At 39.6% G+C, this 12862-nt stretch carries 12 protein-coding genes; 7 read left to right on the forward strand and 5 right to left on the reverse strand.

Annotated elements, in window-relative coordinates:
* Positions 1-45 precede the first annotated feature (45 nt).
* Positions 46-510 carry a hypothetical protein gene (locus ACOSVQ_RS05355; RefSeq protein ID WP_491981532.1) on the forward strand — a complete coding sequence of 155 codons (465 nt, stop codon included), beginning with the start codon at positions 46-48 and terminating at the stop codon, positions 508-510.
* Between the two features lie 89 nt (positions 511-599).
* Here the strand turns inward: ACOSVQ_RS05355 and ACOSVQ_RS05360 are convergent, their stop codons facing one another.
* The gene (locus ACOSVQ_RS05360) at positions 600-1775 is read right to left on the reverse strand and encodes a sugar efflux transporter (protein ID WP_491981533.1); all 1176 of its coding nucleotides are present in this window, start codon (positions 1773-1775) and stop codon (positions 600-602) included.
* Between the two features lie 229 nt (positions 1776-2004).
* Here ACOSVQ_RS05360 and ACOSVQ_RS05365 point away from each other — a divergent pair, with 229 nt between their 5' ends.
* Positions 2005-2187, forward strand: a complete 183-nt coding sequence (locus tag ACOSVQ_RS05365) for a hypothetical protein (RefSeq protein WP_491981534.1) — start codon at positions 2005-2007, stop codon at positions 2185-2187.
* 141 nt (positions 2188-2328) lie between these two features.
* Here the strand turns inward: ACOSVQ_RS05365 and ACOSVQ_RS05370 are convergent, their stop codons facing one another.
* Positions 2329-2727, reverse strand: coding sequence for an NUDIX hydrolase (locus tag ACOSVQ_RS05370; RefSeq protein WP_491981535.1), 399 nt, complete (start codon positions 2725-2727; stop codon positions 2329-2331).
* Positions 2728-3134: 407 nt separating this feature from the next.
* Between ACOSVQ_RS05370 and ACOSVQ_RS05375 the strand changes: the two genes are divergently transcribed.
* The 3 genes from ACOSVQ_RS05375 (at position 3135) to ACOSVQ_RS05385 (ending at position 8454) form a co-directional block, all read left to right on the forward strand.
* On the forward strand, positions 3135-4244 hold the full coding sequence (locus ACOSVQ_RS05375; RefSeq protein ID WP_491981536.1) for a response regulator: 1110 nt from the start codon (positions 3135-3137) through the stop codon (positions 4242-4244).
* Between the two features lie 6 nt (positions 4245-4250).
* Complete coding sequence (locus ACOSVQ_RS05380; protein WP_491981537.1) at positions 4251-6695, forward strand: sensor histidine kinase; 2445 nt, start codon at positions 4251-4253, stop codon at positions 6693-6695.
* 211 nt (positions 6696-6906) lie between these two features.
* The gene (locus ACOSVQ_RS05385) at positions 6907-8454 is read left to right on the forward strand and encodes an arylsulfatase (protein ID WP_491981677.1); all 1548 of its coding nucleotides are present in this window, start codon (positions 6907-6909) and stop codon (positions 8452-8454) included.
* 73 nt (positions 8455-8527) lie between these two features.
* On the opposite strand, the gene ACOSVQ_RS05390 is transcribed toward ACOSVQ_RS05385, so the two are convergent.
* The 3 genes from ACOSVQ_RS05390 to ACOSVQ_RS05400 all read right to left on the reverse strand — a co-directional run bounded on the left by ACOSVQ_RS05390 (position 8528) and on the right by ACOSVQ_RS05400 (position 9713).
* The gene (locus tag ACOSVQ_RS05390; protein ID WP_165311500.1) at positions 8528-8869 is read right to left on the reverse strand and encodes a DMT family transporter; all 342 of its coding nucleotides are present in this window, start codon (positions 8867-8869) and stop codon (positions 8528-8530) included.
* A 148-nt stretch (positions 8870-9017) separates the two neighbouring features.
* On the reverse strand, positions 9018-9221 hold the full coding sequence (nqrM, locus tag ACOSVQ_RS05395; RefSeq protein ID WP_491981538.1) for a (Na+)-NQR maturation NqrM: 204 nt from the start codon (positions 9219-9221) through the stop codon (positions 9018-9020).
* A 15-nt stretch (positions 9222-9236) separates the two neighbouring features.
* A complete protein-coding gene (locus tag ACOSVQ_RS05400) occupies positions 9237-9713 on the reverse strand; it encodes a NifB/NifX family molybdenum-iron cluster-binding protein (RefSeq protein WP_491981539.1) in 477 nt (158 codons plus the stop codon).
* Between the two features lie 533 nt (positions 9714-10246).
* Here ACOSVQ_RS05400 and mglB point away from each other — a divergent pair.
* Together mglB and mglA are read left to right on the forward strand one after the other, a co-directional pair.
* A complete protein-coding gene (mglB, locus tag ACOSVQ_RS05405; protein ID WP_491981540.1) occupies positions 10247-11221 on the forward strand; it encodes a galactose/glucose ABC transporter substrate-binding protein MglB in 975 nt (324 codons plus the stop codon).
* A 127-nt stretch (positions 11222-11348) separates the two neighbouring features.
* A complete protein-coding gene (gene mglA, locus ACOSVQ_RS05410; RefSeq protein WP_491981541.1) occupies positions 11349-12857 on the forward strand; it encodes a galactose/methyl galactoside ABC transporter ATP-binding protein MglA in 1509 nt (502 codons plus the stop codon).
* Positions 12858-12862: the final 5 nt, after the last annotated feature.

Genomic DNA, 12862 nt, shown 5'->3' on the forward strand with positions numbered 1-12862 from the left:
ATGTACAGGCAAATCAGTTTAGGAAACTAACGTGGAGGAATCATTGTGTACATTTGGAACATTAACCAACTCAAAAGTGACATTAGGCATAATAGACTTACTGAAACAGACCGATTTATCTATCTTTTCATTCACCTGTTTTTCATAACTGTTGCTATAGACCTAATAGGTTACCTACCTGAAAAATATGAGTTTAATATTTGGAATGCGATGAACTCTATCGTGAATGTTACTTTTTTATGTATCGGAACTTATGCCGCATACAAAGTGAATGGTGGGTACGCAGGAGTTGATTTTCTTGGGCGATATTTTAGTTTGAGCTTTGTTGTAAATGTGCGTTTTATTGTATTGCTTATTCCTGTAATGCTTGTTCAGATGTTGATTATTTCTATCTTCGAAGATTCAAGTGAGACGACTTATTTGGCTGCAATTGAAAGCGTACTCTATGCAATCTGGTCAGGTCTTTTATATTGGTATCTGTTTAAGCAGTTCAAAGCGATACAGAACTAAATGGCAAAGTATTCAAACATAACGAAGATCGTCAAGTCGTGAGCACAAATGTACGCTTTCCTCTTGTGCTCACTGCTAGATTTTCTCTCTTAAGCGCACTGAACTTTCCGTTGCTGGTTAGCAATATAAGCATCGAAAAGTATCAAACCGATAAACGAACAAGTAATAGCCCCAAGACATAACAACAGTGGCGCTTTAAAGCCAAAGTACTGAGAAATAATACCCATAGTGCTGGTTCCTATCATAGTTCCTACAAGCATAGCATTTGTATAAAAGGCGGACGCTTTACCCACGGAACTCGGTGCAAAATCCTGCATGATGGTGATGCCTAAACCGACAAAAATTCCGAAGAAAAGCCCATTCAAAATTTGCAGTGCAAAGAAGATATTCAATGATGTGTTGAAATACATTCCGATATAGAAAACTGCACCCGCTATAAAGCCCAATCGGATTACTTGGCTCTTACCAAAACGTTGTGCCCAACCAACAGCTAGAAGCATTACTGGTATTTCTACTGCGGCCGTTATCCCCATAAAAATGCCGGGATAGGACTTTGACAGACCAAGTTCTTGAGTCATAAACAAAGGCATGGCGTTGATGTAAGTGCTGTTAGCTATATTCGCAAGCAGCACCACAACACCAAGTAGCCAAACTGCCATCGGTAGCTTAGTTTTTGGTTTGTTCTTAATTTTATCGGCTTCAATGACCGGTGCTTTGAACAGAAAAGCAATCCATAACAGAACGAATCCTGCGATTGCCGCTGAGATATAAAAGTTGTTATCAAATCCAAATTGGTCAACGGACAAAAAGGCCAAAGGCGGGCCAAATATCCACAGAAAGGAAACAGAAGAACGCATTTGAGAGTTCAATTTAGCACTGTTTTTACCCGTTGAATCCGCATAGCGTCTAATCACGGTCAAAATGAGTGGTATAGAGCTTGAAGCGAGAGGCATCAACACACATCCGATAGTGATCGCGTGCCAAAATTCCGTAGCAAAAGAAAACATCATCGCCGCAGAAAAAATACCGGCTAAAGAGACAATTAGAAGAAGCTTACTGGATACGCCTTTATCAATAAGTCCCGTTAGTTTCTGGCTTACGATGATGGTCATCAGTGCAGTAAGAGACGTGTAAAGCCCAATAAGAGCAGGCTCTGTATGAAGCTCGCTTACCAGAAACAAACTCATAATTGGCATGATAAAGGCAAAAGCAAGTGCGGTAAGTCCATTCATTGCGAATAGAACCGGAGTTTGGGTCTTGAACAACGTCTGTCTCCTTATGGTGTGAGATGTGAGATATATCACTTAACAGACTGTTTAGTAAGTGTTTTGTTGAATATGTCATCAATCAGGAATCTATAGCTGATTTTAAAGGTGATGTAGATCTCATTTATTGTGAAACTTAAGTTTCATTTTTAGCAGGTGCAAGAGTTTGATAAAGGGAATAACGTTATTGAAACAAATAATTTACACAATAAAAAAAGAGAGTCGCCTGATGAAAGTACTGATTAAATACACACAAGCTGGAAAATACCGAGATCAAGAGTGGGAAAGTTTAACTACTCGAGAAGTTGGCGATATCCAAGCTGTCACTCCACCTTTTGCCGCTCAACTTATAGGTCAAAACAAAGCATGTTTGATGAAAACTGATAACGACGAAATTATGTTTCATGCGTAAATTTTCGTTATCTCATTCTCTTCAATTGGTGCTGTAAACTCGGATTCATTGTTTGCAAGCAGTGAAAACTGTAAACATAAAATCTCAAGTCTTACAGCATCGAACAAAGAAAAAGCAGTGTTGTCCTTCGATTAAACATTATCAATCAAACAAATAAGGGCTAACTCGTCCAATCTCTGATAATGCAATTCTGTCAACTTCGGTGGCTACCGGAGCGTTATCAATGCCGTACCATTCAACGGTGTCGGCTTCCAACGAGAGAATTGAACCTTCCCATTCAGTAATCACGTAATAGTGTAGAAGCTGCAATTCAATGGTCGGATGATAAAGTGAACACAGATACTTGGCGTTTTTAGGGATGATATCGAGCTCTTCTTTGAGTTCTCTATACAATGCTTGTTGTTGTGTTTCTCCCGCTTCTAAATGCCCTCCGGGGATAGCAATCAAACCGGGATCGGTTTCTTTCGATTTTGAACGACGCTCTAACAAAACTTTTTCATCTTTCAGCAAGATGAAAGACACACATTCAAATGCTTCCATTTATTCTCATCCATATGATGTCACTTGATTTAGTTTTTCAGCATAGCATGTTCATCGTGCAGAAAAACTTTTGAATCAAAGATATCCGTTGAAACATCGCTTTTGAAAAATAACTTATTGAAATAGATAAAAAGTGAATATTTATTTAAGTTAAAAATCTAAGTTTTTTAACTGAATAAAATGGCAGATTTGCATTGAGAGTATTTACTCCAAAATAACTTATATTTTTTATAGGTTTAAATAATTCGATTTCTGTCACAGCCTTATAATGTGATAAAAGTTATACATGGTGTATAAGCTATTTCTAATATTGTTAAATGCTTATCTATATTGATTATTAGAATAAAAAATAAATTCAACTCGTCGAATGGCAATACTTTTATAATCAATAATATAAGGAAGTTGAGATGTATCATTCCTCTTCAAGAACTCCCACATTGCTTGTTATAGACGATATCCCAGAAAATCTCAGCTTGATGTACAAGCTGTTAAAAGATGACTACAAGGTTAAAGGTGCAAACAGCGGAGACAAAGGTTTAGCGATTGCAGAAAATGATAGACCTGACCTCATCCTGCTTGATGTGATGATGCCAAATATGGATGGCTTTGAAGTCTGCGAACATTTGAAAGAAAACCCCGCCACTAAAGATATTCCAGTTATTTTTTTAACAGCGAAAACGGAAAGCGTTGACGAGAGAAAAGGACTTGAACTCGGTGCCGTTGACTATATTACTAAGCCGATTGTTCCTGAAATTGTAAAGGCTCGCGTTGGTACGCATGTTTCTTTAAAAAGGGCTGCTGATATTCTCAAAGGCGAAAACGAGTCTTTAGAAAAAGAAGTCCAAAGAAGAACACTAGAAAGTATTAAGCAAATTGAAGAGCTACATGCCATTCAGGACGTTGCTTTCAACGCTATGGTTTCGCTCGCGGAGACTCGAGATAACGAGACTGGCAACCACATTCGACGAACACAGCTTTACATTAAGTTGCTTGCTGAGCGTTTGAGTTTAAATCCGATATATACAAAACAGTTAGATGAGAACACCATCAACTTACTCTATAAGTCAGCACCGTTACACGACATAGGCAAAATTGGTATTCCAGACCATATTTTGCTTAAAAATGGCAAGCTGACCTCAGAAGAGTTCGAGATTATGAAAACCCATACCACCATCGGTTATGAAGCAATTAACAAAGCAGAAGAGATTAATGGCAAGGCGATGAGTTTTCTGCGTGTAGCGAAGGAGATTGCTTATTCACACCATGAAAAGTGGGATGGATCAGGTTATCCACAAGGTTTAGTCGGTGAAAAGATACCACTTTCTGCGCGACTAATGGCCATAGTCGATGTTTACGATGCATTAATTAGCAAACGGATTTATAAGCCACCGTTTTGTCATCCCGAAGCTATTAATATGATTGTAAATGGCAGAGGTACTCACTTTGACCCGAATATTGTAGACGCCTTCCTAGAAGTGACCGATGAGTTTAATGCTATTGCCTTACGTTACGCGTGATTTGTTATGACTAAAGATAATCAAATAAGTGTTCAATCCTGGGTATGGCGTTCTATGGTCAAAACGGGAATTATTCCTCTCGTTTTGGTTGAAGTCGCCTTGGTTGCAACTTATCTGGTAAGTAACCATTTTATTAGCTCAGACAACATGGATTATATCCGTTCTCAGGTCGACAACGAGCTTAACATAGCAACGACTATGGAAAGTGATTTAGTTCGTGAACGGATAAACGCGATTTCACGACTCGCACAGATCTATAGGAGCGAAACCGAGCGGGTACTCTCCGAAAAGCTGGACGCGGACGATGTTGATATGTCCAATTTAGCCTTTAGTGATAGTGGGGTTTTATACACCAAAGAAGACAGAGGTGGTTCTGCATCCTTTTACTCTGCTATTACCACAAATAATGAAAAGGATATCAATAAAGTATTTCAGCTTGCTCAGCTAGATCCCTTAATGAAACAAATAAAGAATAGTGACCCATTTATTGCGGCGGTCTATTTCAACAGTTGGGATTCTTACAATCATATTTACCCATGGTTTCAAACAGTTGAACAATATCCGGTTGATATGAATATTCCGGAATACAATTTCTACTATTTAGCTACGGATAAATATAATCCGCAAAGAAAAGTCGTTTGGACTGATGTCTATATTGACCCTGCAGGACAAGGATGGATGACTTCCGCTATCGCGCCTGTTTATAACGATGGGAAGCTAGAAGGGGTTATCGGGATAGATGTTACTGTCGATACCATAGTCACCAACATTCAAAACTTGATTGTCCCTTGGAATGGCTATGCCATTCTAGTCAGTGGTGAAGGCACTATCATGGCTCTGCCGCCGAAAGGCGAAAAAGATCTTAATATTAAAGAACTCAAACATCATGATTACGAGGGCGCTGTCACTGAAGAAATGTTCAAGCCTGAGGACTTCAACTTATTTAAGAGAGCTGATACTGCGTCGTTGCAGTCTCATTTCAATACACAGAACCAAGGTTTAACCAAGTTAATACTTAACAATGAAAACAAGTTGGTCTCTTGGGGAACCATTCCCGAAACCAATTGGAAAGTGCTGTTCGTTGTTGATGAAAATGAAATGTACCAAGAGTCGATGGCATTGAAAGATAAGTATCAGAACATTGGCTATATCATGATTGCTGGTTTGGTCGGTTTTTATATTCTTTTTCTCGGGTTTACTTGGCTGGTATCAAAACGTATGAGTGAATCTATCGCTGCGCCGCTCTCTCAAATTCGTAATATGTTCTACAAGATGAGTACAGGTAACTTCGATGTTTCACATGAAAAATTCCATCTAAAAGAACTAGACGACACCGCGAATGCCACCATCCAAATGGGGAATAAATTGGGAAAACTGACTTCAGAGCTGATGACGGCAAAAGTAGAAGCTGAAGAAGCCAACATCGCGAAAAGCCAGTTTATTTCAAATATTAGCCATGAAATTAGAACGCCAATGAATTCCATATTGGCTCTTTCCGATATGCTGCTGGCCAAAACGACGGGTGATCAACATGACTCTCTTATTAGGATTAAAAAGTCTGGTGAGCATTTATTGTTGGTGATTAATGATGTTTTAGATTTGTCAAAAATCGAATCTGGCCGGCTACAAATTGAGTTGATCCCTTTCAACTTGTATTCCATCGCGCAAGATGTTTTCGAACTGTTTGAAACCAAAGTATCTGCAAAACGCCTTGGTTTTCACGTTTACGTTGAAGAACACATTCCTACCTTGATTGGAGATCCACTACGAATTAAGCAAGTGTTACTTAATTTTGTCAGTAACGCTGTTAAGTTCACAGGAAACGGCGACATAAATATCCGAGTAGGCGTGATTGCAACTCTGACAGACAAAATGAAACTTCGCATTGAAGTTAGCGATACCGGAATAGGTTTAACGGATTCAGAGCAATTAAAAATTTTCGAAAGCTTCCAACAAGCCGATTCTTCAACCACGCGAAAATATGGTGGCACAGGACTAGGGCTGACTATTTCTCGTAGCATTGCTCAACTAATGGGCGGTGAAATCGGTGTGGAAAGCACCGAGGGTGAGGGTAGTACATTTTGGTTCGAACTCACGCTAAAAACCCATACCGAGTTTAATGAGGACAAACCTTATGGCTCATTGCAACTCAGTAATAGCCGCCATCAGGAAATTTACCGACAAACCGAAGTTGAGGTTTCCGAAGACATCGATCTTGAAAACATTCTTGAAAAGTTAACCTGCCTCAATGAGTTGCTAAAAGAAAGTAACCTAGCCGCAGAAGATTATTATTTTGAGCAAAAATCTCTTTTCGACACGGTTGTTCCTAACTGCAGCATTCAATTAGCGGAGTTCATCACACGTTGCGACTATACCAATGCGTTAAATGTAACTCAGCGGATCGAACAATCCCTCGTTGAAAAAGGACTGACAAATACTGAGTGCCGTTAGCGATTTTCGATATGAGCTGTTGGAATTAGCGTCGCATATTTAATATTTGAGAAAATAATAGGATAAATTTAGGTATGTATCTTTAGGCATTGTTTCAACTTCTATCTATAGTTAACAGCATGTTAGCTGAATTTAGCTAGCATGCTTTCGTCTAACTAAGGATAGAATTATGAAGACAAACGTCAGGCGTCTTACACCCCTTGCATCCGCAATGTGTGCACTGTTGCCCGTAGCAGCAATGGCAAAGTCTGACCAACCGAACATTGTGGTTATTTTTGGTGACGACATTGGTTGGCAGAACGTAAGTGCATACGGCATGGGTACCATGGGGTATACCACTCCCAACATAGATAGTATTGCAAACGAAGGTATTAAATTTACCGACCACTATGCTCAGCCTAGTTCAACCGCGGGAAGAGCAGCTTTTATTACTGGTCAGTATCCAATTCGCTCCGGTATGACTACGGTAGCGATGCCTGGGGGTGCACTAGGTATTAAGAAAGAATCACCGTCTTTGGCGGAGGTACTTAAAAAGGCCGGCTATGCGACAGGTCAATTTGGTAAAAACCACTTAGGTGACCATAACTTTGCATTGCCAACAGTCCACGGTTTCGATGAATTTTTTGGCAACTTATATCATCTAAATACTCAAGAAGAGCATGAGCAGCGCGACTATCAAAACTTCGCAAAAGCTTATTCTGGCTCAGTAGAAGAGTATCAAAAGAAATTTGGTACACGTGGTGTTCTACACTGTTACTCAACAGACAAAGCGGATAAAACGGTAGACCCTCGTTTTGGCGAAGTCGGTAAGCAAAAATGTGAAGATACCGGTCCATTAGGTCAAGAACGGATGAAAGATTTTGACCGCGCAGAAATGCTACCAGCAGCGTTAAACTTCATCGATAAAGCGATGAAAGATGATAAGCCTTTCTTCACGTGGATAAACACCAGCCGTATGCATCTATACACTCGTCTAAATGATGAATGGCGATACGCTGCGGAGAAATACACCAGCGAATACGATTACTATGGCAGCGGTATGTTACAGCATGACGCCGACATCGGCTTCTTGCTTGAAGAGCTGAAAAAACGCGGCGTTAAAGATAACACTATAATTCTCTATACAACGGATAACGGTCCTGAGCATTCGTCTTGGCCTCATGGTGGTACAACGCCATTCCGTGGGGAAAAAATGACCACTTATGAAGGTGGTGTCCGTGTTCCTACAATGGTGAGTTGGCCTGGTAAGATACCTGCTGGACAAGTTCTCAACGGCATTCAAGGGCATCAAGATTTGTTTGTTACTCTCGCCGATGCTGCTGGTGTAAAAGATGTCAAAGAGCAAATGTTGAAACAGAAGAAACAGTATATTGACGGTGTTGATAACCTCGATTATTGGATGGGTAAGTCTGATCATTCTGCTCGAAACTCAATTCTTTATTACTTTGAAGGAAAATTGTCGGCAGTACGCGTTGGACCTTGGAAGTTCCATTTTGCGACAGCAGAAAACTATTATGACAACCTTAAAACTCTTGCTAAACCAAGGTTGTTTAACTTGAGAGCTGATCCATACGAAAGCTACGACAGTATCGATGCGTATGGGCACTTGGTTCAAAAAATGTCTTGGTTATTGGCTCCGGTACAAGAAATCGTTAAAGAGCATGTTCAGTCATTGGTTGAATATCCACCAACCCAAGGTGGCTCGACATTTGATATGGCGGAAACCATAGAAAAAGCGATGAAACAGACACAACAATAGTCTGAATAACAAGTTGAAAAGCTCATGGGGATTCTCATGAGCTTTTCTTTTTGGCAATTAATGTGAATCGAAATCAATGCGTCACTGATTGAGAAAAAACATTAATAATAATGGTACCAATTAGGATAAAGCTCATACCAGTAATGGCGTAAATATCGAGTTTCTGCCCATAGACTAGCCACGAAATACTCGCAACGAGCACAATGCCTACACCACACCAGATCGCATAAGCAATACCTAACGACATGGTTTGAACGGTAATCGAAAGGAAATAAAAGGCGAGGGCATAAGCAATCAGCACTCCTGCGGTAATAGTCAAAGACGTAAACTGATTCGTTTTTGGCAAGTAAGATGTAGCAACAACTTCTAACAAAATCGCAATCAACAGTGTGGCAAGTGGAGGCAGAGCAAGCATAGTAATTCCATTGGGATGAGTCTTCGAATTATCCGATAGTATAAAACCAATGTTGCTGTTTTCTGAACGTAACTAAATGAACGAATACTAAAAAGTAACAACCCGTCGTTAAGTTAACCGTGGGCTGACTTACACAGTTTGTTGACCACTAATCCTTTGAATTTGGCTCTTCGATGCTATAAAGCTTTTTCTGGTGTTCGTCACATTGAGTTTCACAGTTGCACACCTTATCGACACCTACGTTTGATAACCCACCACAACTTCCTTGTATTGGTTTTCTTCTCGCCATGACACCAAGTGTCATCAACACGATAAATAAGATAAAAGCACCAAAGGTAATCAAATAAATCATGGTGGTTATCTCCATTCAACGATCAATACCGTAGATTTTTTGTAGTTTACTTAGTGTGTTAGGACTAAGTTGGTTCATTCGAACTGCAAGCTTGTTTCCCAATTGAGCATGTTTGCTTTTACAACATTGATGGTCTTTGTGCTGCTTGTTCACAGACGGCCTAGCAAAGCTTATATCAGTAACAGGTACAAGCTTAGAGAAGTCTAAAGCTGTGACTTCAGCTCCTCTAATTATAGTGAAAACCTTTATGCCTTGATGGAAAAGGCTGGAAAGCATAGCTTCACCAATATTTTTTACGATAACAGCGTTAACTTTCTGTTGTGACAGTAGTGCATTGATCTGAGCTTTTTTCCCGCAGGAACGGTTTTCATTGACGTGTAGAACGTTAACGGTCTCTTGTTGCTTTGTTACATCATCAATGATCAGAAATTGTGGTGCTTTTGAATAATGATTAAACACTTTGCCATTGCAAATTGGGATCGCATATTTCATCGTAGTGTCCTTGTTATAGCTGAAGATACCCCAGTAACTCGAACCATGTCATTTTGTTAATTTTTTACAAAGTTTGACAAGTGAGAAGGGGTGATGAAGCAAATAATGAACCTGTAAATAGCATATGCCAATTATTTAAAGTGCAATTTAAGTATTCAAATTTTGTTCATTTACAGGTATAACAAGGCTCTCAGCGATTTATTTACTCTATTTGACCCTTCTAAGTTCAATATATTCATATGTGATTTTATCTATTCAAATATGAATAAAATGCTACCAAAATGTGATCTGTGTTCCCATGAAAACGCGAAATAGGTCTCGCTGTTACACTATGTTACGTACGAGGTTTGTTTTTGCATGTGGCCTCAAACAATTTAAACAAATAGTTACAATTGTAAATTAGCGCTAACAAAATCCTATCTAGCTCACACAATTCATCCTGTTAATCAATATACTTCAATGCGTAAACGTTTTCATTGGAATGGTAAACGTTTCCCTACACGTATATTAATAAAGACAAATAGGACACTTACATGAGAAAGCTAACTGCACTTGCTATGCTTACTGCTGGTATGGGTTTCGCAACACAAACTCTTGCTGATACTACTTTGGGTTTCACTATCTACAAATACGATGACAACTTCATGTCTGTTGTTCGCCAAGCTATCGAAAAAGAAGCTGCTGGCGATAAAGACGTTCGTCTTCTAATGAACGACTCACAAAACAGCCAATCAATGCAAAACGACCAAGTTGACGTTATGTTGGCTCGTGGCGTTCAAGCGCTTGCTATCAACCTTGTAGACCCAGCTGCAGCACCTTCTATCATTAGCAAAGCGAAAATCGACGACGTTCCAGTTGTTTTCTACAACAAAGAGCCAAGTGCAGCAGCACTTGCAAGCTACGACAAAGCTTACTATGTAGGTACTGACTCTAAAGAGTCTGGCGTTATCCAAGGCGACCTAATCGCTCAACACTGGAAAGCGAACAAGTCTTGGGACAAAAACGGTGACGGCGTTCTTCAATACGTAATGCTTAAAGGCGAACCAGGTCACCCAGATGCTGAAGCTCGTACTACTTACTCTGTTAAGCAAATCAACGAGAACGGCATCAAGACTGAAGAACTTCACATGGATACAGGCATGTGGGATACCGCAATGGCGAAAGATAAAATGGATGCATGGTTATCTGGCCCTAACGGTAGCAAAATCGAAGTTGTTATCGCAAACAACGACGGTATGGCAATGGGTGCAATCGAAGCACTACGTGGCGCTGGTCAAAAAATCCCAGTATTCGGTGTTGACGCTCTAGCAGAAGCTCTAGCTCTAGTTAAAGCTGGCGAAATGGCTGGTACTGTACTAAACGATGCAACTTCTCAAGCTAAAGCAACATTCGAACTAGCTCGTAACCTAGCTGAAGGTAAATCAGCAACTGAAGGTACTCAGTGGGAAATGAAGGACAAAGTTGTTCGCGTTCCTTACGTAGGTGTTGATAAATCAACTCTTGAGTAACAGACGTTATATCTAGGGGGCGCCCAGCCCCCTATATTTACCCGTTAATATCTTAATTAGTATTTATTATTAAATAATTATTAATTGATATTTATTGGTTTCAAATTAAAAACAATTAAGTGATGCCATGGTAGATCAAACACATGAATTCCTGTTAGAAATGACAGGGGTGAGTAAATCATTTCCAGGTGTAAAGGCATTAGATAAAGTTAATTTAAAAGTTCGACCGCATTCTATTCACGCTTTAATGGGTGAAAACGGCGCGGGTAAATCGACGCTATTAAAATGTCTATTTGGAATTTACGAAAAAGATGAAGGCGATATTATTTTCTTAGGAAAGCATATTAACTTCTCCTCTTCTAAAGAAGCATTGGAATCTGGCGTTTCCATGGTTCACCAAGAATTAAACCAGGTTAAACAATGTTCAGTAATGGATAATATTTGGCTTGGACGCTATCCAAAGAAAGGTTTATTTGTAGACCACGATAAAATGTATCGTGATACAAAAGCTATTTTCGAAGAGCTAGATATTAATATCGATCCACGAGTTAAAGTTGCAACTTTATCTGTGTCTCAAATGCAGATGTTGGAAATTGCGAAAGCATTCTCTTACGACGCTAAAATAGTGATCATGGACGAGCCAACTTCTTCTCTAACTGAAAAAGAAGTTAATCACTTATTTACCATTATCAATAAGCTGAAGGATAAAGGCTGTGGTGTGGTATATATCTCTCACAAAATGGAAGAGATATTTGCTATCTGTGATGAAATTACCATTCTACGTGATGGTCAATGGGTTGATACACGCCCACTGAAAGGCCTAGATATGGATAAGATCATCGCGATGATGGTTGGTCGAGAATTAACTCACCGTTTCCCAGAGAAGACTAACGTTCCTAAAGAAGTCATCTTAGAAGTTAAAAACCTAACAGCGTTGAACCAGCCTTCGATTCAAGACATTTCATTTGAATTGAGAGCCGGTGAAATTCTAGGTGTAGCAGGCCTTGTTGGTTCGCGTCGTACAGATATCGTTGAAACAATTTTCGGTATCCGTGAAAGAAGCGAAGGGCACATTGTTCTTCATGGTCGCGAAATGAAAAACCGCGATGCACATGAAGCGATTGGTAATGGTTTCGCTCTAGTAACTGAAGAACGTCGTTCAACAGGTATTTACGGTAACCTTGATATTACTTTTAACTCATTAGTTGCAAACGTTGATGAGTATAAAACGAAATCAGGTTTATTAAGTAATAAAAAAATGAAGAGTGATACTCAGTGGGTAATTGATTCGATGAGTGTTAAAACACCAACGCATCAAACTCAAATAGGTTCACTTTCAGGTGGTAACCAGCAAAAAGTTATTATCGGTCGTTGGTTATTAACCCAGCCGGAAATATTAATGTTGGATGAACCAACTCGTGGTATCGACGTGGGTGCTAAATATGAAATTTACCAACTAATGTTGGAGCTCGCGAAGAAAAATAAAGGAATCATTATGATTTCTTCAGAAATGCCAGAGTTATTAGGTACTACCGATCGAATTTTAGTAATGAGTAACGGCCGCGCAGCGGGAATCGTGAATACTAAAGAAACCACCCAGACTGAAATATTAGAGCTAGCCTCTCGTTACCTCTAGGGAAA

This window comes from Vibrio sp. HM8-C (genome assembly GCF_058630515.1).

Bases quoted from the DNA above. Each gene is read 5' to 3' on its own strand.
- ACOSVQ_RS05365 (WP_491981534.1), top strand. From the start codon at position 2,005: ATGAAAGTACTGATTAAATACACACAAGCTGGAAAATACCGAGATCAA.
- ACOSVQ_RS05370 (WP_491981535.1), bottom strand. From the start codon at position 2,727: ATGGAAGCATTTGAATGTGTGTCTTTCATCTTGCTGAAAGATGAAAAA.
- ACOSVQ_RS05375 (WP_491981536.1), top strand. From the start codon at position 3,135: ATGTATCATTCCTCTTCAAGAACTCCCACATTGCTTGTTATAGACGAT.
- ACOSVQ_RS05380 (WP_491981537.1), top strand. From the start codon at position 4,251: ATGACTAAAGATAATCAAATAAGTGTTCAATCCTGGGTATGGCGTTCT.
- ACOSVQ_RS05385 (WP_491981677.1), top strand. From the start codon at position 6,907: ATGTGTGCACTGTTGCCCGTAGCAGCAATGGCAAAGTCTGACCAACCG.
- ACOSVQ_RS05390 (WP_165311500.1), bottom strand. From the start codon at position 8,869: ATGCTTGCTCTGCCTCCACTTGCCACACTGTTGATTGCGATTTTGTTA.
- nqrM (WP_491981538.1), bottom strand. From the start codon at position 9,221: ATGATTTATTTGATTACCTTTGGTGCTTTTATCTTATTTATCGTGTTG.
- ACOSVQ_RS05400 (WP_491981539.1), bottom strand. From the start codon at position 9,713: ATGAAATATGCGATCCCAATTTGCAATGGCAAAGTGTTTAATCATTAT.
- mglB (WP_491981540.1), top strand. From the start codon at position 10,247: ATGAGAAAGCTAACTGCACTTGCTATGCTTACTGCTGGTATGGGTTTC.
- mglA (WP_491981541.1), top strand. From the start codon at position 11,349: ATGGTAGATCAAACACATGAATTCCTGTTAGAAATGACAGGGGTGAGT.